Source organism: Pseudescherichia sp. (assembly GCF_032052675.1).
Classification (GTDB): domain Bacteria; phylum Pseudomonadota; class Gammaproteobacteria; order Enterobacterales; family Enterobacteriaceae; genus Pseudescherichia.
The window spans coordinates 59974-86158 of sequence record NZ_DAMBWA010000013.1 but is presented as its reverse complement, the minus strand read 5'-3'; the positions used below and the strand labels follow the sequence as shown (position 1 = coordinate 86158).

General features: G+C 57.6%; 24 protein-coding genes and 1 riboswitch. Of the genes, 7 read left to right on the top strand and 17 right to left on the bottom strand.

Annotated features, from left to right (window positions below):
• Positions 1-294: 294 nt before the first annotated feature.
• Positions 295-639 (bottom strand): nitrous oxide-stimulated promoter family protein, encoded by a 345-nt coding sequence (locus tag RTX96_RS16580; RefSeq protein WP_312671588.1) that lies wholly within the window; start codon positions 637-639, stop codon positions 295-297.
• A 138-nt stretch (positions 640-777) separates the two neighbouring features.
• Between RTX96_RS16580 and RTX96_RS16575 the strand changes: the two genes are divergently transcribed.
• Together RTX96_RS16575 and RTX96_RS16570 are read left to right on the top strand one after the other, a co-directional pair.
• The gene (locus RTX96_RS16575; RefSeq protein WP_042387703.1) at positions 778-1014 is read left to right on the top strand and encodes a DUF2171 domain-containing protein; all 237 of its coding nucleotides are present in this window, start codon (positions 778-780) and stop codon (positions 1012-1014) included.
• 235 nt (positions 1015-1249) lie between these two features.
• Positions 1250-2521: an HDOD domain-containing protein gene (locus tag RTX96_RS16570; protein WP_312671587.1), complete on the top strand. Its 1272-nt coding sequence runs from the start codon at positions 1250-1252 to the stop codon at positions 2519-2521.
• Here RTX96_RS16570 and uca read toward each other — a convergent pair.
• From uca to RTX96_RS16530, 8 genes are all read right to left on the bottom strand, one after another.
• Positions 2518-6129, bottom strand: a complete 3612-nt coding sequence (gene uca, locus RTX96_RS16565; RefSeq protein ID WP_312671586.1) for an urea carboxylase — start codon at positions 6127-6129, stop codon at positions 2518-2520. The two genes, RTX96_RS16570 and uca, sit on opposite strands and share 4 nt — an antisense overlap.
• A 156-nt stretch (positions 6130-6285) precedes the next feature.
• Complete coding sequence (locus RTX96_RS16560; RefSeq protein WP_103818238.1) at positions 6286-6921, bottom strand: urea amidolyase associated protein UAAP2; 636 nt, start codon at positions 6919-6921, stop codon at positions 6286-6288.
• 11 nt (positions 6922-6932) lie between these two features.
• A complete protein-coding gene (locus tag RTX96_RS16555) occupies positions 6933-7661 on the bottom strand; it encodes an urea amidolyase associated protein UAAP1 (protein WP_312671585.1) in 729 nt (242 codons plus the stop codon).
• Between the two features lie 4 nt (positions 7662-7665).
• A complete protein-coding gene (locus RTX96_RS16550; RefSeq protein ID WP_103818240.1) occupies positions 7666-8442 on the bottom strand; it encodes an ABC transporter ATP-binding protein in 777 nt (258 codons plus the stop codon).
• Positions 8439-9254 carry an ABC transporter permease subunit gene (locus tag RTX96_RS16545; protein WP_312671584.1) on the bottom strand — a complete coding sequence of 272 codons (816 nt, stop codon included), beginning with the start codon at positions 9252-9254 and terminating at the stop codon, positions 8439-8441. The genes RTX96_RS16550 and RTX96_RS16545 overlap by 4 nt, the downstream gene beginning before the upstream one ends.
• 18 nt (positions 9255-9272) lie before the next feature.
• Positions 9273-10331: a putative urea ABC transporter substrate-binding protein gene (locus RTX96_RS16540; RefSeq protein WP_312671583.1), complete on the bottom strand. Its 1059-nt coding sequence runs from the start codon at positions 10329-10331 to the stop codon at positions 9273-9275.
• A 58-nt stretch (positions 10332-10389) separates the two neighbouring features.
• Positions 10390-10488: riboswitch (guanidine-I (ykkC/yxkD leader) on the bottom strand.
• Between the two features lie 148 nt (positions 10489-10636).
• Entirely contained in the window at positions 10637-11092 is a 456-nt protein-coding gene (locus tag RTX96_RS16535; RefSeq protein ID WP_154058403.1) for a DMT family transporter, read from the bottom strand.
• 6 nt (positions 11093-11098) lie between these two features.
• Entirely contained in the window at positions 11099-11533 is a 435-nt protein-coding gene (locus tag RTX96_RS16530; protein ID WP_103818244.1) for a DMT family transporter, read from the bottom strand.
• Between the two features lie 100 nt (positions 11534-11633).
• Between RTX96_RS16530 and RTX96_RS16525 the strand changes: the two genes are divergently transcribed.
• Both RTX96_RS16525 and RTX96_RS16520 read left to right on the top strand, forming a co-directional pair.
• Positions 11634-12569, top strand: coding sequence for a LysR family transcriptional regulator (locus tag RTX96_RS16525; protein WP_103818245.1), 936 nt, complete (start codon positions 11634-11636; stop codon positions 12567-12569).
• A 113-nt stretch (positions 12570-12682) separates the two neighbouring features.
• Positions 12683-12910 (top strand): YgdI/YgdR family lipoprotein, encoded by a 228-nt coding sequence (locus RTX96_RS16520; RefSeq protein WP_103818246.1) that lies wholly within the window; start codon positions 12683-12685, stop codon positions 12908-12910.
• Positions 12911-12961: 51 nt separating this feature from the next.
• Here RTX96_RS16520 and RTX96_RS16515 read toward each other — a convergent pair whose 3' ends face one another.
• Positions 12962-13921, bottom strand: coding sequence for a sensor domain-containing diguanylate cyclase (locus tag RTX96_RS16515; RefSeq protein ID WP_103818247.1), 960 nt, complete (start codon positions 13919-13921; stop codon positions 12962-12964).
• A gap of 134 nt (positions 13922-14055) precedes the next feature.
• On the opposite strand from RTX96_RS16515, the gene RTX96_RS16510 reads away from it, so the two are divergent.
• Positions 14056-14670 carry a Fic family protein gene (locus RTX96_RS16510; RefSeq protein WP_312671582.1) on the top strand — a complete coding sequence of 205 codons (615 nt, stop codon included), beginning with the start codon at positions 14056-14058 and terminating at the stop codon, positions 14668-14670.
• On the opposite strand, the gene RTX96_RS16505 is transcribed toward RTX96_RS16510, so the two are convergent.
• The 5 genes from RTX96_RS16505 to pgaA form a co-directional block, all read right to left on the bottom strand.
• Positions 14667-14837 carry a hypothetical protein gene (locus RTX96_RS16505; protein WP_312671581.1) on the bottom strand — a complete coding sequence of 57 codons (171 nt, stop codon included), beginning with the start codon at positions 14835-14837 and terminating at the stop codon, positions 14667-14669. The two genes, RTX96_RS16510 and RTX96_RS16505, sit on opposite strands and share 4 nt — an antisense overlap.
• Before the next feature lie 127 nt (positions 14838-14964).
• Entirely contained in the window at positions 14965-15399 is a 435-nt protein-coding gene (gene pgaD / locus RTX96_RS16500) for a poly-beta-1,6-N-acetyl-D-glucosamine biosynthesis protein PgaD (protein ID WP_103818249.1), read from the bottom strand.
• Positions 15396-16730 (bottom strand): poly-beta-1,6-N-acetyl-D-glucosamine synthase, encoded by a 1335-nt coding sequence (gene pgaC / locus RTX96_RS16495; protein ID WP_103818250.1) that lies wholly within the window; start codon positions 16728-16730, stop codon positions 15396-15398. The genes pgaD and pgaC overlap by 4 nt, the downstream gene beginning before the upstream one ends.
• The gene (gene pgaB / locus RTX96_RS16490; protein WP_312269440.1) at positions 16727-18742 is read right to left on the bottom strand and encodes a poly-beta-1,6-N-acetyl-D-glucosamine N-deacetylase PgaB; all 2016 of its coding nucleotides are present in this window, start codon (positions 18740-18742) and stop codon (positions 16727-16729) included. The genes pgaC and pgaB overlap by 4 nt, the downstream gene beginning before the upstream one ends.
• Before the next feature lie 9 nt (positions 18743-18751).
• Positions 18752-21214: a poly-beta-1,6 N-acetyl-D-glucosamine export porin PgaA gene (gene pgaA / locus RTX96_RS16485; protein ID WP_312671580.1), complete on the bottom strand. Its 2463-nt coding sequence runs from the start codon at positions 21212-21214 to the stop codon at positions 18752-18754.
• A gap of 397 nt (positions 21215-21611) precedes the next feature.
• Between pgaA and RTX96_RS16480 the strand changes: the two genes are divergently transcribed.
• Together RTX96_RS16480 and gap are read left to right on the top strand one after the other, a co-directional pair.
• Positions 21612-22592, top strand: coding sequence for a GlxA family transcriptional regulator (locus RTX96_RS16480; protein WP_103818776.1), 981 nt, complete (start codon positions 21612-21614; stop codon positions 22590-22592).
• Positions 22593-22683: 91 nt separating this feature from the next.
• Complete coding sequence (gap, locus tag RTX96_RS16475; protein WP_103818253.1) at positions 22684-23694, top strand: type I glyceraldehyde-3-phosphate dehydrogenase; 1011 nt, start codon at positions 22684-22686, stop codon at positions 23692-23694.
• 22 nt (positions 23695-23716) lie between these two features.
• On the opposite strand, the gene RTX96_RS16470 is transcribed toward gap, so the two are convergent.
• Both RTX96_RS16470 and RTX96_RS16465 read right to left on the bottom strand, forming a co-directional pair.
• Entirely contained in the window at positions 23717-24925 is a 1209-nt protein-coding gene (locus tag RTX96_RS16470; protein ID WP_312671579.1) for an MFS transporter, read from the bottom strand.
• On the bottom strand, positions 24922-26184 hold the full coding sequence (locus tag RTX96_RS16465) for an ATP-grasp domain-containing protein (RefSeq protein ID WP_312671578.1): 1263 nt from the start codon (positions 26182-26184) through the stop codon (positions 24922-24924). The genes RTX96_RS16470 and RTX96_RS16465 overlap by 4 nt, the downstream gene beginning before the upstream one ends.
• Between the last annotated feature and the right edge of the window lies 1 nt (position 26185).

Sequence of the window (26185 nt, the reverse complement as noted above, 5' to 3'; positions counted from 1 at the left end):
AGAGTATGATCGTGTAGGCCGGGTAAGGCGAAGCCGCCACCCGGCGTAACGATGCTGACATAACGCCCGGCGGCGCTGCGCTTGCCGGGCCTACAAATTACACCGTGCTTACTGTAGGTCGGGTAAGGCGAAGCCGCCACCCGACATGACGATGCCAACATAACGCCCTGGGAATTGATAAGAGTATGATCGTGTAGGCCGGGTAAGGCGAAGCCGCCACCCGGCGTAACGATGCCAACATAACGCCCGGCGGCGCTGCGCTTGCCGGGCCTACAAACGCGTGCACCGGCAATATTATTTTTTACGCTGATACTTCTCCGGCAGCGGCGGCACCGGGCGCTTATCGTCAATCAGATGGCGCACGGTGAGGATCGGGTAGTGCCACAACATACGCGGCCCGGCCCAGCGCATAATCTGCTTCATCTCTTCCCGCTTCGCCGGCTGGTAGCAGTGCACCGGGCACTGCTTACAGGCCGGTTTCTCTTCGCCAAATACGCATTTATCCAGCCGTTTTTCCGCATAGGCAAAGAGTGCCTCGTAGTGCCCCTCTTCCGCAGAGGCCGCGGGCGCACCGCGCTGATAGAGGGCGATCATCCTGCGGATAGTGAGTTTTTCACGGGCGATGCGAGGGCCAGCCATAGAAGACGCTCCGGGAGGAGAAAAGAGGTATCCATATTACATCTTCTTTATTAGGGGCTCAAAGAGTTCAGATTGTTCTGTCCTGCAGAGTTAAAAACGTCAACTATACTCAAACTTCATCACAACAAAGGAGGATGTATGGTTAATAAAAGTGAAATCCGTGAACACGCTCAGGTTATTGCTAGCTGTGGTACCCACGTTGGCACCGTTGACCATCTCGAAGGCGAAGACAAAATTAAACTGGCTAAAAGTGATTCGGCTTCCGGCGGTGTGCACCACTATATCCCTCTGAGCTGGGTAGAAAAAGTTGACGGTAACAACGTGGTTCTTAATAAGAACTCGGAAGAGGTAAAATCTTCCTGGCAGACCGCGTAATTGCAGTTTCTGCGCCGTTTGGGTCTCCGGCCTGAGCGGCGCGCTCTATTCCTGGCTCCCTTCTCTTTACCCTCGAAACAGTCCCTCCTGTCAACCATCTGTTTTTAAAAGATAAACAGTTCCGCTTTTTTTGTGACGAAACTTTACAAATAAAGGATAATTTGAGAAAAGTATTAGTCAGCCCGCGCATTACGCGGCATAGTGAAGAGCACAAAGCGCTGGGTGAGGATAGAGAATGTTTTCTTTTGTCGCCAGACAGGCGATTTTTGATGAAAATTTGCAGACGTTTGGCTACGAGCTCCTGTTTCGGGACAGTATGGCTAACCGTTTTCCCAACGTTTCACCTGAACATGCAACGGCCCAGCTCATTGAAGAGCAATTTTTTGGCGCGCCTGGCGATAGCCAGAAAGAGTCGGGCACGGTGTTCGTTAACTTTCCCTATGAACTGCTGCTGCAGGGGCTGGCAGAGACGCTCCCGAAAGATCGCGTCGTCATTGAAATCCTTGAAACCGCCGAGCCGACCAGCGCGCTGCTCGCCACCATTAAGCGGCTGCATCAGCAAGGATTTCGCGTGGCGCTGGATGATTTTTCCCTGAGCGCCGACTGGGATAGCTTTATTCCCTTTATCAGCATTATTAAATTCGATATTCGAGAAAATAGCTGGCCGCAAATTCAGGACTACCTGCTGTGCCGCGAGGAGCTGCTGAAAAATACCCTGCTGCTGGCGGAAAAGATCGAAACCTTCGACGAGTACGAGCTATTTAAAAATGCCGGCTTTACCCTTTTTCAGGGTTATTTCTTTAGCAAGCCGGTGGTCTACAAAAGTAATAAGCTCGTGCAGAACTATATCGTCTCTCTGAACCTGATTCAGGAGGTGAATTCCGACGCGCCCAATCTGCAGCGTATTGAAGATCTGCTTAAGCACGACGTCGCCCTCTCCTATAAAGTGATGCGCTATGCGCAGAATATTCTCTATAACACCCGCGGCATTAAGGGGACGCGCAGCCACTCGCTGAAGGATATTGTGGTTTACCTGGGTGCTAAAGAACTACGCCGCTTTGTGCTGGTGACCTGCCTCAGCTCGATGAAAAACGTTAAAACCAATGAAACCTACTATCAAAGCCTGATCCGCGCCAAGTTTTGCGAGCTGGCGGCGGCTCGCCTGCGCGGCAGGGTCTCGGCTAACGATGCCTTCATGGTAGGACTCTTCTCGCTGCTGGATGCCGTGTTTGAGATCCCGCTGGAGGAGCTGATTGGTCAGGTAGTGATCTCTCAGGACGTTCGTATGGCCCTGCAGCAGCACCGAGGCCTGCTGCACCAGTTTGTTGGCCTGGCGCAGCTATACGAACAGCGGAAGTGGGAAGAGGCCAGCCAGCAGGCTTACCGGCTGGGGCTCACCCGCGGGATGGTGGCTGAGATGATGTCCTCAGCCACCCAGTGGGCCGATGAGATGCCGGTCAACGCTCCGCTGAAGGCCAGCCCGCCAAAGCGCGTCCGCGTCCGCTAAGCCACGGCGCGCTCGGCGTTAACCACCGCCACGCACTGCCCGGCCCGCACCGACGATCCCGGCTGTACCCGGACCTGGTCTACGATGCCATCGCAGGTGGCCCGCAACGGGATCTCCATCTTCATCGACTCCAGGATCACCATCACGTCCCCCTCTTTCACCCTGTCGCCCGGCTTGACCAGTACCTGCCAGAGATTACCGGCAATGGGGCTGTCGATGCCACGCTGACCCGCCTGCAGCGGCGCATCGTCGCCAACGTCCGGCATAGCGTCGTTACTGTCAAAGTGCGCCTGACCGGAGGCCACCCAGCGCTCTCTTTCGGCATTAAACGCCGCCTGCTGATGGGTACGGAAAGCCTCAATGCTGGTCGCCTCCTCGGCCAGAAACTGCTGGTACTCCGCCAGCCGCAGCGTGCTCTGCTCAATGCGCAGCGGATAGCGCCCCAGCGGGAAGTCGCGACGAATGGTCAACAGCTCCTCGGCGGAGACCGGGTAGAAACGGATCTGGTCAAAGAAGCGCAGCAGCCACGGCTTGCCGCCGAAATCCTTGACCGCATGATAGCGATTCCACATCTGCAGCGTACGTCCGACGAACTGGTAGCCTCCCGGCCCCTCCATGCCGTAGACGCAGAGGTACGCCCCGCCGATACCCACCGAGTTCTCCGCCGTCCAGGTGCGCGCTGGATTATATTTGGTGGTCACCAGCCGATGGCGCGGATCGAGCGGTGTTGCCACCGGCGCGCCGAGATAGACATCCCCCAGCCCCATGACCAGATAGCTGGCGTCAAATACCGTGCGGTAGACCTCGTCGATATTACCGAGATCGTTAATGCGACGAATAAACTCGAGGTTGCTCGGACACCAGGGGGCATCCCGGCGCACGGTGGTCATGTACTTATCGATGGCTTTCTGGCACGCCGGATCGTCCCACGACAGCGGCAGCCAGACGACGCGCGACGGCACCTGCAGATCCTCCTGCTGGCATACCGACTGCCACACTTCACGCACGATTGCCAGCAGGTGCGACAGCGTCAGCGCCTCTGGCTGATAGTGCACCTGTAACGAGCGGATGCCCGGCGTCAGGTCGATTACTCCGTCGAGCGCCAGCGCCTCCAGGGCCTGCATCAGAGCGTGACCGCGAAAGCGCAGAACCAGATCCAGCTCGGCATCGCCAATCTCCAGCAGCAGATGGGTATCGCCGGAGAGGCGCGCCACCAGCCGCTTGTCCGCCGCGCCGGTCTCCATCACTACCGGAGAGCTGAGCGGCTGCATCTGCCAGTTGATTGCCACCGGCTGCAGGCTCGCCAGCTCCTGGCTGCGCCCCTGCGCCAGCAGGCGGGCGGTGGCGATATCCACCGGCACGAAGCGCACCCGATCCCCGGCGTTAAGCTGGCCAAGCTGCCAGAGATCCGCCTCGATGACCGTCACCGGGCAGACGAAGCCGCCGAGGCTCGGACCGTCCGGGCCCAGGATCACCGGCATGTCGCCGGTAAAGTCCACCGCGCCGATGGCGTAGGGGTTATCATGAATATTCGAAGGATGCAGACCCGCCTCGCCACCGCTGTCGCGCGCCCACTCCGGTTTCGGGCCAATCAGGCGTACGCCGGTGCGGCTGGAGTTGAAGTGCACCTCCCACTCGGTAGCAAAAAAGGTGGGGATCCACTCGGGCGTAAAGTACTCCGGCGCGCCGTGTGGGCCGTAGATCACCCGCAGCTCGCGCACCGCCCCAAGGGTCGTGTGCAGGGACGCAGGCAGAGCCGCACCACAACTGGCGTCGGTTAACGGCGTCAGGTGCAGCACGTCCCCGGTACGCAGAGCGCGCCCGGCGTGGCCGCCAAACTGACCGAGGGTAAAGGTGCTCTTGCTGCCAAGATAGTCCGGCACGTCGAGGCCGCCGCGCAGGCAGAGGTAGCTGCGCACGCCTGCTTCCAGGATATCCCCCAGCTTCATCGTCATACCGGCGCGAATGAGGAAGGTACGGTTCATTGCCTGCGGCTGGCCGTCCAGCTCAACCTGGATTGCTGCGCCGGTGACGACCGCCACCGCATCGGTATTAAACTTCAGGGTCGGGCCGCTGATGGTGATCTCCAGCCCCGCCGCGTCGTCGGCGTTGCCCAGCAGGCGGTTGCCAAGGCGCAGGGCGCGATCGTCCATCGGCCCTGATGGCGGCACGCCTACCGCCCAGTAGCCCTGCCGTCCCGGATAGTCCTGCACCGTAGTTTGCGTCCCGGCGCTTAACACCTCCAGCGTTGCCGCCTGGTAGCTCAGGCTCTCAAGGCAGCGGGTCCACGGCTGGCCGCTGGCAAAGGGCGCGTCGCGCAAAATCTGCCGCAGGTACTGGCGGTTGGTTTCGACGCCGTAGAGGCGCGTCTCATTCAGGGCGCGATCCAGCCGATCGATCGCCTCATCACGGGTATCGGCATAGGTAATGATCTTAGCCAGCAGCGGATCGAAGAACGGCGGCACCTCACAGCCGGACTCTACCCAGCTGTCGATGCGCAGCGTAATGCGATCCTGCTCCGGGAAGCTAACGTTAGTCAGCAGGCCCGGCGAGGGCTGAAACTGGCGGCCCGGATCCTCGGCATAAACGCGAGCCTGAATCGCATGGCCGCGCGGGCTTAACCCCGCAGCGATCTCTGCCAGCGGAGGCAGATCGCCAGCGGCCAGGGCGATCATCATCTGAACCAGATCCACGCCCCACACCTGCTCGGTGACGCCATGCTCCACCTGTAGCCGGGTGTTGACCTCCAGGAAGTAGAACTGCTGCGCGCTGCTGTCGTAGACAAACTCCACCGTCCCGGCGCTGCGGTAGCTCACCGCCTTGCCCAGCTCGATGGCCGCCTGGCAGAGCGCCTCGGCCATTCCCGCAGGCAGCGCGGTGGCAGGGGTCTCCTCCAGCACCTTCTGGTTACGCCGCTGCACCGAACAGTCGCGCACGCCGAGGGCAATCACCTCCCCTGCGCCATCGCCAAAGATCTGCACCTCGAGATGACGGGCGCGCTCAATGTATTTCTCGATAAAGACGCCTGCGTCGCTGAAGTTGTTTTTCCCCAGCCGCTGCACCGCGTCGAAAGCCTCCGCCAGCTCCGCCGGGCTATAGCAGACGCGCATCCCGATGCCGCCGCCGCCCGCCGTGCTCTTGAGCATCACCGGATAGCCGACGCTCTCTGCCGCAGCCAGCGCTTCCGCGACGTCGGCCAGCAGCTCGGTGCCCTCCAGCAGCGGCACGCCGTGGCTTTTCGCCAGCGCGCGAGCGGTATGCTTCAGACCAAAAATGCGCAGCTGCTCAGCAGTGGGGCCAACGAAGGCGATCCCGGCGGCCTCGCACGCCTCGGCGAAAGCGGCGTTTTCCGACAGGAAGCCGTAGCCGGGGTGGATGGCCTGCGCCCCGCTCTCCCGGGCGGCGGCGAGGATCTTATCCACCTGCAGGTAGGTTTGCGCCGCCGGGCCTTCGCCCAGGCTAATCGCCTCGTCGGCCTGGCGAATATGCAGGCTGCTGGCGTCGGACTCCGACCAGACCGCCACCCCTTTCACGTTCATTTCCCGCAGGGTGCGCAGAATACGGCAGGCGATAGCACCCCGGTTAGCGATAAGTAATTTTGTAAACATGATCCAGACCCGAACCGTGGCGGGTCGTCCCGCCGGGAATAATCTCGCCGCCTGGTCGTCCAGGGGGAAAAGGCTGTTACTGCTGTGGCTTATTGTCCAGCGTCAGGCGTCCGGCCCGTACCGCAAACAGGCGGTAGAGGACGAGGCGCAGGCGGCTCAGTTCCATACCAGCACCTCCGCCGGGGTCGGGTTCCAGCCGTTGCACGGGTTGTTGAGCTGCGGGCAGTTGGAGATCAGCACGATGACGTTGCACTCCGCCCGCAGCTCAACGTACTTACCCGCGGCGGAAATGCCATCTTCAAAGGTCAGCCCACCCTCTGGCGTCACCGGCACGTTCATAAAGAAGTTGATGTTGGCCCCAATGTCGCGCTTGTGCAGACGTCCATCGTGCAGGCAGGCGCAGAGAAAGTTATCCCGGCAGCTGTGCATGTAGCGCTTGTCGAGGGCGTAGCGCACGGTGTTGCTCTCCTGGGCGCAGGCTCCGCCGAGGGTGTCATGGCGGCCGCAGGTATCGGCCACGATGGTCAGCAGCGGATTGCCCAGCCCGGACCAGAGCACGCTGCCGGTGGTCAGGTAGGCATTGTTCTGGCGGCGCAGGGTGCGCTGGGGATCGTAGCGCTCGCGCGGGTTATCGGCGTTATAGAACAGGGTATCGATGGCCTGGTTGCCTTCGAGATCGTGCAGGCGCAGGGTCTGCCCCTTTTTCACTTCAAACAGGTAGTGCTCACCCGCTGGAATAGTGTGGCGGAACACCGCCTCTGCCGGATGTTTTTGGCTTTCAACAAGAGACATTTTTCGGCTCCTTACAGGGCAAACAGCTGAGTGTTGGTAAAAGCGCGACCGTTCTCAGGACGGGTCAGCAGCGCGTTAACGGCGGCCTCGTTATCGGTGGCCTCGAACCAGCTCAGCGCCACCGGACGCGGGGCGTACTCGGGCTGCGGATCCATCGGGTGTGGCAGCGCGGTCAGTACAATCAGGGTGTCCATCGGGGCATACAGCTCGACATAGCTGCCCGGTGTTGAGAAGCCGCTGTGGAAGGTAAAAGCCCCCTGCTCGTCAACGCTGACCTTGCTGAAGAAGTTCACTACCATCAGCAGATCCTCAAGATTGAGATCCCATTTGCCCATCTCTACCAGCAGGTTATCCATGCCGTTGCGGTAGAAGCCGTTGCGCAGCTCCTGATAGCGACCCTGACCATACTTCTCGGCGGTCTCATCGGCGTTCAGCACCCCACCAAAGGGATCGTGCCAGCCGCAGGTATCCGCCACGATGCCCGCCAGCACGCGGCCCATGTCGGAGTAGAAGCAGTGCCCGGCGGTGAGCCTGGCGGTGTGCTGGCCCTTGAGGGTATCCGGCAGGTTCAGGCGCTCGCTCTTTTCGTGAGCGTTGAGCATCATCATGCTGACGTTTGCCCCGCCCTCGCTGTCGGTGAGGCGCAGGATCTGCCCACGCTTGAGAATAAAAGAGGCGTGACCGCCGCCGGGGACGGTCTCCTCGCGAATGGCGGTGGAGTTATGCAGAGAGTGCGTCATCGAATTAGCTCCTTAAAGAAATGACGTTGGCGGGCGGCGGGGTCATCACCTCCGCCATGCGCGCCTCGTTTAGCGGGATGTCGTAGGTAATGCGCGCTCCGTAAGCGTTCGGCTCATGGGGGTCGATGCGCACCTTGTCAAACACCAGCAGGCGCGTGCCGAGGTTGAACCCCTCGGAGAGATCGTGGGTGACCATAAAGACGGTCATCCGGGTTTCGCTCCACAGCTGGAGCAGCAGGGCGTGCATGTCCTTGCGGATGCCCGGATCGAGCGCGCCGAACGGCTCATCCAGCAGCAGCACCCGCGGCTGCATAATGAAGGCCTGGGCGATGGCTAACCGCTGCTGCATCCCGCCCGAGAGCTGGGCCGGATACCTGGTCAGGGCATGGCCAAGGCCCACCTTCTCCAGCATCTGGGCCGCCTGCTCGCGGGCGGCTTTCTTACGCCTGCCGAACAGGCGCCCCAGCAGCGGACTGGTGGGGAGCTCGAGGCCGATGGCAACATTATCCAGCACGTTAAGGTGTGGAAAGACCGAGTAGCGCTGAAATACCACGCCGCGGCTGCGATCCGGCTCGGCCGCCAGCGGCTGGCCGTCGAGGGTAATGCTGCCCCGCGTGGGGCGCTCCTGGCCCAGCAGCAGACGCAGGAAGGTCGATTTGCCGCAGCCGGACGCGCCGACCATCGAGCAAAACTCCCCCTGCTGGATTTGCAGGTTAACGCGCTCCAGCACCACGTGGTTGCCATACTCTTGCCAGATGTTGTTGATATCGATAAAGCTCATGCCTTCCCTCCTTCCGCCCAGGGAAAACAGGTTCTATGCAGCGCCCGCAGCGCCAGATCCATCAGCCAGGCCAGCAGGGTGATCCAGACGACGTACGGAATGATGACGTCCATCGCCATGTAGCGGCGGACCAGAAAGATGCGGTAGCCCAGCCCGGCGGTGGAGGAGATCGCCTCGGCGGAGATCAGGAACAGCCACGCGGATCCGAGCAGCAGCCGCAGGGAGGTGAGTAGCCGCGAGAGCAGCTGCGGCAGCACGACGCGCAGGACCAGGGTCCAGCTGCTGGCACCCAGCGTCTGGGCCTTGATCAGGATCTCCGGCGGGATCTCCCGCGCCCGGTGCTCGAGATCGCGGGCCAGCATCGGCGTGATGCCGATAATGATCAGCACGATCTTTGACAGCTCGTCGAGGCCGAAGACGATAAACAGCACCGGCAGGATCGCCAGAGGGGGGATCATCGACAGCACGGTCATCAGCGGCGACAGCGACGCCCGCCACATTGGGAAGACCCCGGCGGTGATGCCGATGCACAGCCCAATCAGCGAGGCGATAACCAGCCCGGTGAGCAGGCGCGCCAGGCTCACCAGGGTATCCAGCCAGAAGAGGTAGTCGCCGCTGCGCCTGTCCGGGGTAAAGGCCATCCGGTCGATGGCGGCCAGCATGCCGTCGAGGCCCGGCAGCAGCTTGTCATGCGGATTGGCCTCAAGGCGCACCGCGGAGCCAAGAAAGTAGGCCGCCAGCAGCAGGACAAACGGCAGCAGCACCAGCATAAGGCGCATACCAGGCTGTGGGTGGCGGTTAATTTGTCGCATGCACAGGCTCCGTTAGTCTTAAAGTTTGCCGTCGGCGGCCAGCTTCACGAAGCTGTCATCAAAGCGCAGCTTGACGTTGCCCGTATCGCCCTGGGTCACGTTGCCCGGGAAGGCCATGCCGATAAAGTCCGCGCTCTGCGCCCCATCACCCAGCAACCCCTTATCAAAGGAGAACTGCGCCACGCGCTGCATGGTTTTTGCCAGATCGCCAGAGGTGATGAAAGCGAGGTTATCCGCCGGGGTATAGAAGAGGTGGGTAGTTTTCAGCTGCGCCTGGTAACCGGCCAGATCGGTGCCGGAGGCTGCCGCCATTGCGTTCAGCGCCTTCGCATCCTGGGCTTTCATCAGGCCCATCATCTCGTACCATGCCCCGGTCAGCGCTTTGCCCAGCGCCGGGTTATCCCTCAGCGTCTCGGTGTTGACTACCATCATGTCGATCAGCTCCCCCGGCACTTCGGTGGAGCTAAAGACCTCGGTAGTTTTCGGCGTCGCCTTGATAGTGGAGAGCTGCGGGTTCCACGCCACTGCCGCCTGGACGTCATCGGTGGCAAAGGCAGAGACGATATCGGCGTCGGAGGTGTTCACCACCGTCACGTCACGCTCCTGCAAGCCCGCTTTTTCGAGGCCGCGCACCAGCAGATAGTGGGAGACAGAGAGCTCCGGCAGGTAGATTTTCATCCCTTTCAGGTCAGCGAGCTTTTTGCCTTCGCCTTTCAGGACCACACCGTCGTTGCCTTCGGAGTAGCTGCCGAGGATCAGCGCCGTGGTATCGACCCCGCCCGCCGCCGGAATGGTCAGCGCATCCATGTTGGTCATGGTGCAGCCATCAAACTGGCCGGCGGTGTACTGGTTAATGGATTCGATATAGTCATTGAGCTGGACGACGTTGATTTTGATGCCGTACTTACTCGCCCATTTGTCGATGATCTTCTCGCTGCTGATGGTGCCCCACGGCATCCAGCCCGCGTAGATGGTCCAGCAGACGTTGAACTCTTTTTTAGCCGCCGCGAATGCGGGAACGCTGGTAAGCAGGGCCAGCGACAGAGCAAGCGTGCGGAGAAAGGAACGTTTTTTCATTATCTGACCTCGGGTTGGCACAAAAACAGGGAGCAGCGCGACACCCTTTGGTGCTGCTGTCTCCCGGGCTTTTGTCCCGCCGTGTAACCTCAGAGAGGTCGCCAGCTCTCGGACCAGCATTCATCAGCGATGAACCGGAACCCTAGCCAGCTATTTTTACAGATAAGTTGTGTTGCGCTGCCTTCTGAAGAGAACAGTGCAAAAGCTATGCCAGGCGCTAACGCCCGCAAACGGTGCCTGCTGCGAGCGCAGCAGGCGAAAAGTGCGCCCCAAAAGTGGGCAGTGCGATGTGATGGTGCAACGTCTTACTCTACTGCGCGGCTTTTGCTGCCGGAGTAGATAAACCAGAGCGCAATGCCGAGGCAGACCACTGCGCCCAGCCGCGTAGCGGAAAAGGGGATCGCCTCGTTATGCAGCCAGCCAAAGTTGTCGATCAGCATGCTCATCGCCAGCTGACCGAAGATCACCGCAACGGTGGCCACCGCCGTGCCGATACGCTGCACCGCCAGTACCATAATCACGATATAGGGCACCCCCAGCAGCGCGCCCAGCAGCTGCCACTTCGGCACCTCCAGCAGGGTGACCGCATGCTTTGTCTCGAAGAAGAAGATCAGCAGGGCGGTAATCAGCGCCCCTACTGAGAAGGTGAGAAACGCGCTGCGAAACACGCCTACCTTGCTGCCCAGCTGGCCGTTGATCGCGGCCTGCACGCTTAACAGCGCGCCGCCCACCACGGAGAGAATAATCATCAGTAGAATCATGGTTCGTTATCCTTTTGCTACCAGCGCCAGCGCGGCGATGATGAAAACCAGTGCCCACAGGCGCTTTGCATCAATTTGTCTGCGCCCGGTCCCAAAGAGTCCAAAGTGATCGATCACCAGACTTTTAAACACCTGCCCGGCGAGAATGCCGATCATGCACATCGCCACCCCAACGATTGGCGCGGCCAGAGTCAGGATCACCACGTAAGCAGGGCCAAGCACGCCGCCGAGCAGCTGCCAGCCGGGCTGGCTGAAAAATGACGGGCTGTTGCGCGGGCTAAAGAAGAGCATGAGCAAAAAGGTGAGCGCGGCCCCGACGCCAAAGATGCTGAAGGTGGCCCACAGGTGCCCTACTTCGCCCCCCAGCGGGCCGAGAATGCCGGCCTCTACCGACAGCCCCATGCCGCCGATGATAACCAGTAAAATCAGTAAGAATTGCATGACTACGTATCCCTTAAGAACAGAAGCGCAGCAGCGTATAGCAACCTGCAATATTAAAAAACGCTATAATGCAGGAAACACCTTTGCAGGTTTTGCATTAATGAACGACACAGGCTCGATTACCCTGCGCGCGCTGCGCTTTTTTATTGCCGTCTATGATAAACAGAGCTTTTCAGCGGTGGCCCGCCGGGAGGGGGTCTCCGCCTCGATGATCTCCCGCACCGTGATCCAGCTGGAGAATACGCTTGGGCAGCAGCTCTTCTATCGCAATACCCGGGCGGTGATCCCCACCGAGGCGGGTCATCTCTTTATGGTGCATGCTCGCGCCATGCTGGAAAACATGCACAGTGCGCAAACGGAGCTGCAGAGCCGTGCCGCCGTGCCCGCGGGACTGGTGCGTATTAATGCCCCGGTGTTTTTTGGTCACCACCATATCGCCCCCTGGCTGAGCGGCCTGGTGGAACGCTACCCGCAGCTACAGATTGAGCTGAACCAGACCGACGACTATATCGATCCTCATCGCGACGCCGCCGATCTGATTTTTCGCATCGGCACCCTAACCGACTCCTCTTTTCACGCGCGTATTTTAGGAACCCAGCGCTACTACCTGGCCGCATCGCCGGATTACGTGGCAAAACACGGCGTGCCACAGACACCAGCGGCGCTGAATCAGCATCGCTGCCTGGTTTACAGCGGCTCCTCCGGTCCTAACCGCTGGCTATTTAACGCCGAGGGCAGCGAGTGGGTGCACTACCCGGTGGCGGCTCACCTCAGCTCAAATAATGCCGAGACATTGCTTACCGCCGCGCTGGGCGGTATGGGGATTGTATTATTTCCAGACTGGATGGTAGGCAACTGCCTGCGCCAGGGAACATTAGTTGAGCTCCTGTCAGACTATCACCCAACAATAAATGCCGGGCCGCAGCATATTGCGGTGATTTATCCCAATACGCGTCATCCCCCTTTAACCGTTCGTGCGGTGATTGATTATTTTGTCGACGTTTACGGCACCCCCCTTTATTGGCAGGTCACCTGAAGTAACTCGAAAGTTGTAGAGTTAAAAAAATGTTCTACACTTATTCCAAGGCTTCGATTTTAATCACGTTTTGATGAGGTCTTTAATATTCAACCGACAATCAGGAGAGTCTAATGAAAAAAGCGATTATTTTACCTGTTGCAATTTTACTTGGTGCAGCGGCCCTGTCTGGTTGTACGCGTACCAGCTATGCTATTCATACTACCGATGGTCGTACTATTATCACCGATGGCAAACCTGAACAGACTGATGCAGGCCTGTTAGGCTACAAAGATGCCAACGGCGTTAAGCAGCAGATAAACCAGTCCGAAGTTCAGAAGGTCTCTGAAGTACCTCATTAATAAAATGGCCCCTGCGGGGGCTTTTTTACTGCCCCCTTAAACCCGTCCCCATTAACGCCCCTTGCGCTTCTCGGAATACATTACCGTATCGCCATCTTTTAGCATATCCACGAGATCGGCATATTTATCCGTGCTATTTTCCAGCATCCCGTATGAGTAATTAAGCGGGTATTTTTTACCTACATTACTATACCAGTCATCTATTTTTGTTTGCAGATTGAATAAAAACGCGTCGGCATCATTCTGGCCATTATGCGCTAGCAGCACGGCAAAAGCGCTGCTGTCTACACGCCCGCAGACGTCACCACTTTTCATGCAGCTATTAAGACATTTGGCAAAAGCACGCAGGGCGTTATCCCCCTCGGCATGGCCCCAAATATCATTAAGAGACTGCAGGTCCTCGACCACGAAATAGAGCAGCGTAAACGGCGTCGCGTCCCGGGTGAGTTCGGCAAAACGTTTATCGCCGATCTGGAAAAAGCCACGCCGGTTGGGCAGTTCGGTGAGCTTATCGGTCATCGCCATGCCAATAATCACCAGCTCATCTTCAACGATGGCACCTAAATCAAGCAGCAGGTTTATCTCCTCGGAGGAGAAGTCTCGGGGCTTATTGTCAATCAGGCAGATCGTTCCTGCGATCGATCCATCCGGCAGACGCACCGGGCAGCCCGCGTAAAAACGCACAAAGGGTTCATCGTGTACTAGCGGGTTATTGTCGAAGCGATCGTCCTTCAGGGTATCTTTGACGATCATAATGCCCTGCAGCAGGATCGCGTGGGCGCAAAAAGAGACGTTGCGTGAGGATTGGCGCATATTCAAGCCATCACAGGAGATCATCCACTGCCGATCCCGGTCCAGCAGCGTAATGAGCGCGATAGGCACATTGAAGGTCGCTTTCGCCAGCCTGGTCAGGCGTAGCAGCCGCTCATCATCTTTTTTATCAAGCAGATCCATCATATAGAGCGATTTTAAGCGCTCTTTTTCATTAACAGGTACACCGGGAAATTTCATAGACACCCTCTCTGGTTTATTAACAATATAACCGAGAAGTGTGGTTTTGGTAGGGTTGACGCCGATCATGCCGCCAGGCAGTAGAGAATGAAATGATGTACGGCACACAGCAAGCGTGACAAATGGAGGTTGCGATGAGCCGATACAGTGTTTCACATAGTGAAGGAAAGTATGCCAGTGGGTCCGACGATCTGGTATTGGAAAATAAGCTAGGTATTACTCGTGCTGAAGAGATGGATGGCGCAGAGTTAGTGCTATTAGAACAGCTCTATCACACTGTTTTTGAAGAAAGATTTCCATCCGGTAAAATATCTTTCTCCAGGATAAAGCACTGGCATCGCATTTGGTTAGGAAATATATATGAGTGGGCTGGGCAGATAAGAACGGTAAACATTAGCAAGCAAGGATTTATGTTTGCCCCCGCAGCTCAGCTACAAAAATTGATAAGCAGCTTCGAAAAAAATTACCTCGCGACATATACACCATGTCAGGGAATGGATATCGATCATCTTGCAAAAGCCATCGCTGTTGTACATGTAGAGTTAATACTTATCCATCCATTTCATGAAGGTAATGGCCGCCTGGCACGACTGCTTGCAGATGTAATGGCCGTTCAGGGTGGGCGTAGGCCTTTGAATTATCAAAGCTGGGAGCATAATAAAGCGCGCTATACTGCCGCTATTCATGCTGGTATGGTAATGAACTATAACCCAATGATGCAATGGGTTATGAAAGCGCTAGAGGATTAAAAGGCTAAACGTAGATGGGCAAACTTCTTACGCTGGATTTTTAAGGAAGCCTCAACAGACTGAGATGATTGCCCTGTTTCGATGGCCGTTGAGGTCACAACGGTTCGGGTGAGCTGTTCACGCGAAGGTTTCTTGTAGATTACATTCCCGTTTTTAACGCTATCCATACGGTATCTCCAGCGCAGCGCAATAAAATACTATTATAAGCAAATACCGCCACGATGTCTGCGAACTTATAGAGAAGTACCTTGCCCAGGTCGCTCTCCCGCGTTCTGGGCAAGGCGCTAAACGGCGTTAGGCAACGCTGGCGATAAGGCCTTTATCCACTTCCGCGCGGCTGATGGCACCGGTATCGTAATGAAACACGGTCAGCACTCGGCCGTTGCTCAGATCCTGCACCAGCGCCGGGGCGATGCGGAAGCTGGCTGCCAGCTCGTCGCGACCCAGTCCCGGACGGCGCTTGCGGCGCTCGACGCGGAAGCGGATCTGGTTGTATTTAGCCCAGCCAATCAGCACCGCAGCGTTGATCAGCGCCACCATCAGGTAGAACGTCACCGTGTTGACGGTGGAGAATAGCGGGCCGAAGCCGATAAATGGCGCGTTGGCCAGCATGTTCATCAGTCCTGCATAGACCAGGTAGGAGAACCCCAGCCAGGCTATCAGGGTCAGGGCCACGTCAAAAATACGCGGCATAATGCGCAGTTCAGTAAAAATCAGCGGTTGTTTCATGAGTCATTTCTTCCTATACCACGGTCAGGACTTACCCAGCGCGCTCTGCTGCGTTTACGCATCAGCATCACTTTGGGGAAGGCGACCAACGTTGTGAACAAACTCAACATCCAATAAACCACCGGGAACCAGATGATCCAGAAGAGCGACGCGCCGATACCTTTTTCATAGCGCCGTTCAATAAGAAGACTGACAAAAAATTGCAGCAAACAAACCACGCCGAGCATGAGCCCGGTAAAAGCCGGTGGGAACAGATGTTGTACATGGAGAGAACTGGGCATGGGGATAACCAGCCCAACGAGGAACAGCAGGATCGTTACCGCATAGGCAAAGGCCCAGGCGGTTGACAGGCAAAACTCGAGGAATAGCGGCCACATGCGGCGATACTCCCAGGCCCAGAGGCGGCGCATATTGACAATAAAGACTTCTGCCCCGCCCTGGGCCCAGCGCAGGCGCTGCTTCCATAGACCTTTCATGGTCTCTGGCATCAGGATCCAGCAGAGCGCACGCGGCTCGTAGAACACTGTCCAGTGGCGCAGCTGCAGCTTCCAGCTGATATCGATATCTTCCGTGATCATATCCGGGCTCCAGTAGCCCACTTCCGACAGCGCGCGGCGGCGGAAGGCGGCAATGACGCCGGAGACGGTAAACACCTGGCCGTAGACGCGCTGGGTACGCTTGATCAGGCCGATGATTGACGAGAACTCGCCAACCTGCACGCGCCCCACCAGCGTAGAGCGGGTGCGGATCCGCGGGTTGCCGGTTACCGCTCCCACGCGGGGATACTGCAGCAGCGGTGCCACCAGGTAGGCTGCCGCGTCGCGATCCAGCAGCGCATCACCATCGATACAGACCAGGAAATCGCTTCGCGCCGAGGCCGCACCGGTCTGCAACGCCACCGCTTTACCCTGATTCTCCGCCAGATGGATCACCCGCAGGCGCGGATACTCAATGGCCAGCTGATCCAGCACCTCGCCGGTGTTGTCTTTTGAGCCGTCGTTGATGGCGATAACTTCAATGTTTTCATAACGCTGGGCCAGCGCCGCCTCGATGGTCTCCCGTGCGTTTAGCCCCTCGTTATAGCAAGGTATCAGGATGGAAATGAGCGGATTCCCCTCCAGCTGCGGCGGCGGCGTGTTTGGCCCCCAGGGCCAGTGACGCTCCCGATGGAACCAGAAGTAGAGCCCGCCGCTGATCCATAACGCGGACATAAACAGCGGCCAGAAGAAGACGAAGTTCAGGATCATGTCGCCGGTGAAAATTGCTGCCACCCCCAGCGGGAAGCTGAACATCAGGCACAGTATGAGAAACGCTACAATGCGATCGGTCATTTTTGCGGATACCAGTATGATGAGAAGGCAGAGCGGATCTCAGACATCTCGGGTTGATCGTTAAGGAAATCGTCAGGGTAGTAGCCGTAGCTGTCCGCACCGCTCAGCTTGAGCTGGCGCATCCACTCGGTCAGCTGTTTCCCGCTGATATCTTTCTCTTTCGCGTCAGCACGCCAGTCCTGCGCCTGCAGTTCAAAGACGGTTTTATCCAGTGCGCCGGGGCGCTGACCCACGATTTTCACCATCCTGTCCAGCCAGGCATTCTCCTCGCCCGCCGGTACGCCCTCCATCCACGGCATCGCCATCGGCGCGGTCCAGTCGTAGGTGGACAGGAAGTCATCAAGGTTCTGCGCAAACCAGGCTTCGCTCTCCGGCTCCATGATTGGCGGAGCGTAGATGTTGCGGGCGGTTTGCACCTGCGGCCCACGAATGGCGCGTACCGACTCGGCCAGATCGCGGGTAAAGTCGATCAGCGTCTTGCTCTTGAAGCGCGTCCAGCGTTTAAAGGTCTCTGGATTGCTACGGATCTCCTCGATGCTGCCCGGGAAACCCGCCGCCTTGTAGGCGCGCAGCGCATCCGGCGAAGCGTCCTCGTAATCGCTCAGGAAGGCGTCATCGTGGAACAGCACGCCATTGAAGGCAGCCCCTTTGGCCAGATCTTCGTAGATCTCAGTGATACGCCTGCGGGCTTCCGGGCTCCACGGTGACAGACGCACATACTGCTTGCGCTCTACCGCGCTGCGCTTGGTATCCGGGTTCCAGGCCGTGACGCGCGGGAGCGGATCGTCCATCTGGAAAGCCAGTACCGGCATCCAGGCATAGACGTTCACCCCACCGCGGCTCTGTAACTGCCAGGCGATAAAGTTGAACAGATCGGCGCGCATCGGCAGCCAGCGGTTCGGGAAGTAGAGCTCATGGATGTTGCCATCGCCCTTGGGATCGGCGTACGCCTGCAGGAAGACGTGAGAGATCTTCATGTCGTACACGCGCTGGATCAGCGCATCGATGTTGCGCCGCTGCTGCGCCGGATCCTTGTCATAGACGTAGTCGAGGTCGATATGCATTACGCGCATGTTCTGCTTCTCACGCACCTGAGCAACCTGGCTGGCAAAGGTTTTCAGCGATGGGTTGTTGGTGATCAGGATGCGCGGAATATCTTCCAGGTTCGCCGCGTTAGCCAGACCCTGGTTGAGGGTAAAGGCCATCCGGTAGCCATGCTGATGGATCAGCTTCAACGACGTCCCGTTGGCAGCCCCGTAGGGCCAGACCCAGGCGCGAGGTGCTTTGCCGGTGACTTCGGCGATTTTATTGGTCACCAGATCCAGGTCCTTGTTGATGCGCGCCTCATACTCCTCGTCGGTTTCATACTTGCCGGTGGCCTTGATATAGGCACGGTTGGCAATGGCGGGCTCCTTGCTGCCCTGCGGGTTCGCCAGGATGCCGTAGTGAGACGCCCAGGTGTGCGCCCCCACCTCAACCAGCGGCGACTCGCCCATCTCCTTCACCATCTGCCAGGTCGCAAACTTATCACGCGCGGTTTTTAAGCCGCCGAAGTCGATCGGTTGGTTAGGCGGCGTATCCACCCAGCTGCCTACCGGGGCCCATACCGCAGGCCAGTTATAGGCTTTGAGGATCGGCCAGACGCGGGTGTAGAAGCTGCTGTAGCCATCATCAAAGGTCAGCATCACCGCCTTTTCCGGCAGCGTGATTTTACCGTCGTGGGCATCCAGCACCTGCTGTACGGAAACCGGTTGATAACCGTTGTCACGCAGCCAGGCGATCTGATCGTTCAGTGCGCTGGTGCGCACTGAGAGGTAGCGCTGGTCCGCAGCACCATCCTCAACGTCGTGGTACCCCAGTACCAGAAAACTGTTTTTTGGCCAGGCGCTGTCTGCGTTCAGCGGCGGTCTGGCAGAAGGTGGAAGATAGCCCGGCTTCTCCGCACTGCTACAGGCGGTGATGAGCATCCATCCGGCGATGAGTGTTGCGGCTCGCAGCCATTTCTTAAACATGACCTGTCCTCAGAACCTGACATTCAAATCAAATGCGAGGGAGATATTCCGCTCACGCTTACCGTCGTAGGGACGTTTATCCCAGGTCAGCATCAATCCGCCGTCCACGACGTTGTTCCACTGAACCCGTTGTCCATACCCAAACTGATTTATTGCCCCGACGCTGTGGCCTTTCTGCCAGTAGGCCCCTGCCCCAGCGGCAATCTCCTGCTTCCATATCGTGTCGTAGTGCTGATACATCACATGCTCAGCGGTCAGCGCCGGCACGACAGAGAGATCGCGTTTCGGGTTGTAGTAGTAGACGTCCTCCTTGGTGTTGGTACTGCCGCTAATGCCCGGCGTGAAGTCGAGGGTGAAGCGCGGGGTTGTCCACAGCCGCTCTTTACCGCTCAGGCCGTACTCGATGCGATCGTTATCATCAGAGAAGTGCGAGGCGGCGAAGGTAAGCTGGTACTCCCGGCGCTCGGTCTGGTGCCAGCGCAGAAAGAGATCGCCGCTGTTGGCATAGACGTTATTGCGCAGGGCGCGCAGCGGCGTGTTGCGTGACAGCCGCTCCACATTGCCGCCCAGCCGCCAGTTGTCGTTGAAGTCATGCCAGGCCGACAGGCGCCCGCCGGTCTTCTGCCCGTCACCGTAGTTACGCGTTGACACTTCCATTTCGGCCCAGTAGTCCCGCGCCGTCCATTCGGTACCGACGCCGAGATCGCGGTTGATCCCCTTGCCCTCTTCAAATTCGCCGCTGGCGAAGTTGTAGGCTGTGAAGAGCCGCCAGTTGTCGCCGATCGGCGGGCTATAGAGCGCCGAGTTGAAAGTAAAGTCGTGCTGACCGCTGACCGGGCTATCAGAGGAGATCCCCTGCGAACCGTTGATCCGCAGCTCGGTCTTATGGTGCACATCACGGGCGCGGGCGAGGCGCAGGGAGGATTCGTCATCCGGGCTGCGCTTTATCACGTCGTCGGTCAGCTCATCCGCCTGCCGCCATTCCTGAAGCTCAAGGGCGTTCCAGGCCTGCTGCTTCTCTAGCTCAAGGTTACTGGGTTCAATCACCTCAGCCAGCTTCAGCTCGCGTTCGGCCTGGCGCGGCAGGCCACGGGCGAGCAGCACCGAAGCGTAGGTGATGCGCAGCGCCTGGTTACCGGAGCCGGTACGCGCCAGCCACTCCGCATGCTTCTGGGCCTCCGGCAGGTCGTTGGTCTCAATCTCATACTGGGTAAGCAGGCTCTGCCCCAGCAGCCAGTTGTCGTTAGGCTGCGGCACGGGGGAACCCAAAACCCGGGTCAGATAGGGGCTCTGTTTAATCAGATCGTCGACCTGGCGCTTCGCCGCCGGGTAGTTGCCGCTATCGATATGGGCATAGAAGAGATCCTGGTGGTCGTCTGCGGTCAGCGGCGTCGCCGGGATCGGACCGTTGGGATAGTAGATCGCCATCAGCATCTTTTCGGCTGTCTGCGGATCTTTCTCCGCCAGGTAGGCAGAGGCCACCCAGCGCTTGGCGTAGTCCGGGATCGGCTGGCCGTCGGCAGAGAGCGACTCATACTCCTTCACCGTCTCTTTGGTGCGCTTGCGGATCACCAGCGCGCCCAGGCGGTCAATACGGGCGCGACGCACGTCGGCCTGCGCCGAAGGATCGTCCTTCCAGGCGGTAAGCAGCGCGTCGTAGCGGGCGATGGCTTTATCTGCAACGAGGAAACGCTCCTCTTCGTTACGGGTAGGGGTAAACGCCGAGCGCACGGTCTGGGCAACCGCGTCCAGCTCCAGCCGGCGCTCAAGGGGGCCTGAAGCAACAGAGGGCGGAGTGAGATCCAGCGCCGGACCGGCGATACGGTTGGCAGAGAGCACCGCCAGCTTGGTGGACTGGACACTTTTGTTCTGCGGATCCAGCGCCTCGGCCCGGCTGGTCGCCAGCAGTGCATCCCAGTTTTTACCCTGCGAGTGGTAGACGTAGGCCACCAGCGCATCACGCTCGGCGCCCGGCTCTTCCGCTGCCCATTTGTTGGCTTCGGTGATCGCCTGCTCGTTACGCCGGGCGTCGGCCAGAGTCATGATCCAGCCGGTGCGCGCATCAGCATTCTTTGGATCGTCTTTAAGAACGTTCTCCCAGACAGCCAGCGAGGCATTCCAGTTTTTCTGGTTACGCAGCGCGCGGGCGACAGCGATCCGCCCACGCGGTGGAACCTGAAGGCGATCCTGATAGCGCTGCCAGATACGGACCGTCTCGGCATTATCATCCGCCCAGGCGGTGACCTGCAGCCAGTCAGCGACCTGATCGGGGGTGAGCGGCGTCTGCTGTTCTTGAGCCTTTAAGTAATTCAGCAGTGGCGCCCGCTCCCCTTCACGCGCCTGTACGATCAGGGCATCGTATTCAGGAGAGGCTCCGTACGCGAACGTTGGCAGCATAATGCTTGCAGTAAATAAGCACGTGCCGGAACGAAAGCGTTTTACTAAATTGTTACGTCGGTGAATGCTGAACATAGCTGTGCTGTCCTTATTTCCTTATGCCGGAATAAATAAGCATTATCATTAATATGCTGCTGCAATATGCGAGGGGCATCCCCGCGCATCACGGTAATTTATTAGCTTTCACGAAAAATTAATTTCAATTACTACTTTCTTCGTATTTCAACGGTTTCCAGAGTGTATTAAGGCACGTTTTAATAATAAGATCTCGATGTGTGCAAACGTTAGCAGCGGAATATTTTTTTTGCCATCACTGTTAAACAAGTCACGTTAAAAAGAAAATTTTAACACCACTTTTTCTAATACTTTTGGCATTTAATATCGCTTTACATGAAAAAACAGCAGCGAAATGGCGCTTTTATCTGTGCAGGTAAAAGTTGACTTATTTTATAAAAAGGGTACTTTTCAGGACATGAAATCGTTTCTTATTATTGTCCCTGATGGCGGTATGTTATTTGAGGCCGCTGGCATTGCCGATATTCTGATGCACGCTAACCGCCTGCATCTGGAAGAGTTTTCCACTGTCCGCTATCGGATAGACATCGCCACGACCCAGCCGCACCATGTCATTCATGGTCAGTCGGGATTAAATCTGCTGGCGGATTTTAGGCTAGTGGATCTCGATTATACCGAGCCGCGGGATACCATTATGGTCACCGGTAAGGGCATGAATGAACAGGAGAACAGCGCGGTTGTGGACTGGCTACGCCTCGCCGCTCCCCATACACGCCGGGTCGTCTCTATCTGCGGCGGCGCGCTCCTGCTGGCCCAGGCGGGCCTGCTTGATGGTCGTCGGGCAACCACCCACTGGCGGCGGCTGGAGGAGATGCAGTCCCGCTATCCACTGGTGAAGGTAGAGGGCGGACCGCTCTATATTCAGGATGGCCATATCTGGACCTCTGCCGGGGTCAGCTCCGGCTTTGACCTTACCCTGGCGCTGGTGGAAGAGGACTATGGCTTTACGCTTGCTCGCGACGTGGCCCAGGATCTGGTGATGTACCTGCGCCGCCCCGGCGGGCAGATGCAGTTCAGCCGTTTTCAACTGCTGGATGCCGATGGCCCGGGCCCGATTGGCGACGTGCAGCGCTGGATCCAGGCCAACCTGACCGCCGATCTGTCAGTCGAGGCGCTAGCGGATCGGGCAGCGATGAGCCCGCGTAATTTTACCCGCGTCTTTACCCGCGAAACGGGAACAACGCCTGCACGCTATGTGGCAGAGGCGCGTCTGGCCGCCGCCAGAAACCGCCTTGAGCAGACAATGGATACGCTGGATCGCGTAGCGGTAGCCACCGGGTTTGGTAGCAGCATCAATCTACGCCGAATTTTCGAGAAGCAACTCAAGCTCACGCCCGGTGAGTATCGTCAACGCTTCCATAGCCGCAAGATGGCGTAAAGTGATCCTTTTTTGTCATTTACGCCATAACGGGTGCGGCCTACTCTGATTCCAGTTTCTGATCCCAGTTACAGCATAACAGGAGTACATCATGGTTAAGGTCGGTATTAATGGCTTCGGCAGGATCGGTCGCAACGTGCTTCGTGCCGCGTTAGGTAATGCAGATATTCAGATTGTGGCAATTAACGATCTGACGGACAGCAAAACCCTGGCGCATCTGTTAAAACATGACTCATTGCTGGGGACCCTCTCTGTGCCGGTAGAGGCGGCAGAAGGTGAACTGAAGGTTGATGGAAAATCCGTGAGGGTCTTTTCCGAGCGCGACCCGGCGGCTATTCCCTGGGCCAGCGTCGGCGTTGAGATTGTGATTGAGGCCACCGGCTTCTTTACCGATCGCGAAAAGGCCGCGGTGCATATCACCAGCGGCGGCGCGAAGCGGGTGATCATCTCTGCGCCAGGCAAAAATGACGATCTCACCATCGTGCTGGGGGTCAACCACGACAGCTACGATCCGCAGACGCATTTTGTGGTGAGCAACGGTAGCTGTACCACTAACGGCCTGGCCCCTGCCGCGCAGGTACTGCATCAGCGCTTCGGCATTGAGCATGGCCTGATGAACACCACCCATGCCTACACCAACAGCCAGGCGCTGCACGATCAGCCGGAGAAAGATCTGCGCGGGGCGCGTGCTGCGGCTCTCTCCATCGTCCCCTACTCCAGCGGCGCGGCGAAGGCGCTGGGGCGCGTGATCCCTGAACTGGAAGGCCGTCTTACCGGCTACTCGCTGCGTGTGCCGGTGCCGGTGGTGTCGATTGTCGACCTGACCGTAACCCTCAAGCGCGACGTGACGGTGGATGAGGTCAACAACGCCTTCCGTCAGGCCGCCGCCGAGGGGCCGCTGAAAGGCATTCTTGGCTACAGCGATGAGCCGCTGGTCTCCAGCGACTATCAGGGCGATCCGCGCTCCTCGATTATCGACGGCCTCTCTACGCTGGTTATTGGCGGGAACCTGGTCAAGATCCTCGCCTGGTATGACAACGAGTGGGGCTTCTCTAACCGTCTGGTCGACCTTGCTAAGCTGATGGCGCAGCGCGGCCTGTAGCGCTCACCCTCCGGCCCTGGTTTTAACCAGGGCCGCTTTGCCTGCGAACCAGCAGCAGCCCAAGCTGAAAGACGACACAGCAGACGAGGCTGGCTGCGATAAGCACGGCAAAAACGTCGCCACGAGGAAGAAGCGTAAGCAGTACGCCGGTGATGACCGGGTTGATGGCTCCGCCAAGGCTGCCCAAATTCTGAAATGAGAAGTAAAAAGCCCTCTCCTGAGCCGGCGCAATACGGTCAATAACCCGGTACTGTAACGGCATAAAGATAATCTCCCCGAACGAGAAGATAAACATGCCCACAATCCAGAGCGGGAGAGATCTCTCCGCCTGGCTAAACAGAAACAGCCCGACGATGAGGCCCAGCGTGCCCAGTAAAAAACCCTGTCTGTCGGTAACCCTCTCCAGCCAGCGTCCGATTGCATACTGAAACAGCACTACCGTTAACGCATTGGTGGTAATAAGCAGCGAAATAATGCGGCTAATTATTCCGGCATCGCTATCCACCATTAAAATCTGCGATATACAGCTGGCGAAACGATCGAATACAAAGGATCCAAGAAAGATGGCGGCGGTGAAAACCAGCAGCAGCATAAAGCGTTTTTTATCGCCGGGATGGCTGTTACCCGCTCTGCTATGCTGGTCCGACGCCGTTGCCCTCACCTTAAGCCGTGCGGTGAGTGCCATAGCCAGCAGCCCCGTCAGGGCGGATAGCGCAAAGGGGATAAAAGTGCCGCTGCGGGACAGGGCTGCGCCTATCGCTGGCCCCGCCATCCAGCCAATATTGATAAAGGTATAGTTCAGCGAAAATAGCTTTGTCTTCTCTCCCTCATGAAAATTGTCGGAAATAAAGCATTTGATAATGGTTGAATAGAGAGCATAAGCGCAGTTTATTAGCGTAAAGCTGATGACAAACACCACCACCGAATAGACGGAGCCAAGAATAATAAAGGCCAGGGCGAACACCAGCAGCGAGAGGGTCAGGAGCTTCTTGTGGCTAAAATGGTTTGCGAGTTTACCCGACGGGATACTCAATAGAATACCGGCCACCATCGACAGCGTTAGAACTGTCCCGGTATCAATAATGCTCATACCCAGCTGGTTATGTAAGAACAGCGGCAAGAAGGGGAGAGTGGCGCCTCTCCCGATGGTAGCAAGAAACGATCCCGCAACCAGCATAACGATATTTGCCCGGCCCAGGTGCGGAGAACGTAGCGCGCTTTCGTTAATCAATGCAGTAACTCCAAACCCAGCTGCTGCTCAACGCCTGAGAAAAAGGCGGCGAGATCGTGCTCTAACGCAGCGTGATCGGGATAAATAACCTGAATTCTGCCGATTGTCTCTCCCGGCTTCACATTAACCCTCCCCTGCTCCCCTGGCAGTTCGGCATACACAGGGGCGAAATAGGAGTGAACCAGCTTTCTGAATGCAGGTGGAGCGTATGCCCCGGCTTTTGCAACGTCGAAACGGATCGCGCTCCCTACCCTATCGGTTTTTAATATCGTGCTCTGGTCCAGAGCCGTGCCTGAGTGAATATCTACGAGCCAGCTAAAAATATTATTGCCCGTGACGTTATTAAACAGCAGGGGCATATAGCTGCCCATAATTCGCGGATTTACCTCAACCAGCACCGGACCGGATGCGGTAAGCATGACCTCAATATGAAAAATACCGTGGCTCAGTCCCAGCGCGGAGAGCACCGAAAGCGTATACTCGCTACAGCGCCGTTGCTCACTCTCTGTTAACCGGGCAGGCATATCAATTCGGTATTCCACCAGCTCATTCTGGCTGGAGCGCCCCCGCCCGGAGATCATAAATACGTTGGCCTGGGTACCGTCATGGAAAACTTCCACCGAAACCATTGTGCCGACCAGGTACTCCTCCACCATAAAACCGCGCAGAAACTGCTGCTGCATTTTTAGCGGCTCTCTGGCAACCGCTGCTATAATTTTTTCCCAGGCGTTATTCAACCCATCGGCATCACGAACAATGGCCGTGCCGAAACTGTTAAGCGAGGTTTTTGGTTTGATGACCAGCGGATAACCGATCTCTTTTGCTGCCCAGAGCAGATCGTTGTGGGATTTTACATAGCGAAATTTTGCATTTTTCATACCGTGCTGATTGAGACACTCCCGCGTGTCATCTTTATTTCTGCTTTTTAATACCGACAGCCAGGAGGGAAAAGGCAGAGCCAGCGCTTCTGCAACGGCGGCGGCAGACTCCATCGAGTTTTCAGCAATGCAGATTATGCCATCAATGGTTTTCCTGGCATTAATCTCTGTCGCCAGCGCCAGCAGTTTTTCAGCGTTATCGGTATCTTCAAAGTAGTAGATATCGGTGAGTGAATTCTTAATAAATTTGTTTTCCGACGTATCGGCATAGCAGATAAATGAAGAGGACTCGATATAGGAGATGTCGTGCCCTAAGGCGAGGATCTCTTTGATTGCTTTTAACCCGGTGAGGTTGGCGTTAATAAACAGGAAGTGGGCCATA

Coding starts and splice junctions, on each gene's coding strand:
- pgaA (WP_312671580.1), bottom strand. CDS start 21,214: ATGTTCAGCATTCACCGACGTAACAATTTAGTAAAACGCTTTCGTTCC.
- RTX96_RS16510 (WP_312671582.1), top strand. CDS start 14,056: ATGAGCCGATACAGTGTTTCACATAGTGAAGGAAAGTATGCCAGTGGG.
- RTX96_RS16505 (WP_312671581.1), bottom strand. CDS start 14,837: ATGGATAGCGTTAAAAACGGGAATGTAATCTACAAGAAACCTTCGCGT.
- RTX96_RS16570 (WP_312671587.1), top strand. CDS start 1,250: ATGTTTTCTTTTGTCGCCAGACAGGCGATTTTTGATGAAAATTTGCAG.
- RTX96_RS16520 (WP_103818246.1), top strand. CDS start 12,683: ATGAAAAAAGCGATTATTTTACCTGTTGCAATTTTACTTGGTGCAGCG.
- RTX96_RS16530 (WP_103818244.1), bottom strand. CDS start 11,533: ATGCAATTCTTACTGATTTTACTGGTTATCATCGGCGGCATGGGGCTG.
- gap (WP_103818253.1), top strand. CDS start 22,684: ATGGTTAAGGTCGGTATTAATGGCTTCGGCAGGATCGGTCGCAACGTG.
- pgaC (WP_103818250.1), bottom strand. CDS start 16,730: ATGACCGATCGCATTGTAGCGTTTCTCATACTGTGCCTGATGTTCAGC.
- RTX96_RS16535 (WP_154058403.1), bottom strand. CDS start 11,092: ATGATTCTACTGATGATTATTCTCTCCGTGGTGGGCGGCGCGCTGTTA.
- RTX96_RS16550 (WP_103818240.1), bottom strand. CDS start 8,442: ATGAGCTTTATCGATATCAACAACATCTGGCAAGAGTATGGCAACCAC.
- RTX96_RS16515 (WP_103818247.1), bottom strand. CDS start 13,921: ATGAAATTTCCCGGTGTACCTGTTAATGAAAAAGAGCGCTTAAAATCG.
- RTX96_RS16555 (WP_312671585.1), bottom strand. CDS start 7,661: ATGACGCACTCTCTGCATAACTCCACCGCCATTCGCGAGGAGACCGTC.
- RTX96_RS16575 (WP_042387703.1), top strand. CDS start 778: ATGGTTAATAAAAGTGAAATCCGTGAACACGCTCAGGTTATTGCTAGC.
- RTX96_RS16525 (WP_103818245.1), top strand. CDS start 11,634: ATGAACGACACAGGCTCGATTACCCTGCGCGCGCTGCGCTTTTTTATT.
- pgaB (WP_312269440.1), bottom strand. CDS start 18,742: ATGTTTAAGAAATGGCTGCGAGCCGCAACACTCATCGCCGGATGGATG.
- RTX96_RS16545 (WP_312671584.1), bottom strand. CDS start 9,254: ATGCGACAAATTAACCGCCACCCACAGCCTGGTATGCGCCTTATGCTG.
- RTX96_RS16540 (WP_312671583.1), bottom strand. CDS start 10,331: ATGAAAAAACGTTCCTTTCTCCGCACGCTTGCTCTGTCGCTGGCCCTG.
- RTX96_RS16480 (WP_103818776.1), top strand. CDS start 21,612: ATGAAATCGTTTCTTATTATTGTCCCTGATGGCGGTATGTTATTTGAG.
- RTX96_RS16580 (WP_312671588.1), bottom strand. CDS start 639: ATGGCTGGCCCTCGCATCGCCCGTGAAAAACTCACTATCCGCAGGATG.
- pgaD (WP_103818249.1), bottom strand. CDS start 15,399: ATGAAACAACCGCTGATTTTTACTGAACTGCGCATTATGCCGCGTATT.
- uca (WP_312671586.1), bottom strand. CDS start 6,129: ATGTTTACAAAATTACTTATCGCTAACCGGGGTGCTATCGCCTGCCGT.
- RTX96_RS16465 (WP_312671578.1), bottom strand. CDS start 26,184: ATGGCCCACTTCCTGTTTATTAACGCCAACCTCACCGGGTTAAAAGCA.
- RTX96_RS16560 (WP_103818238.1), bottom strand. CDS start 6,921: ATGTCTCTTGTTGAAAGCCAAAAACATCCGGCAGAGGCGGTGTTCCGC.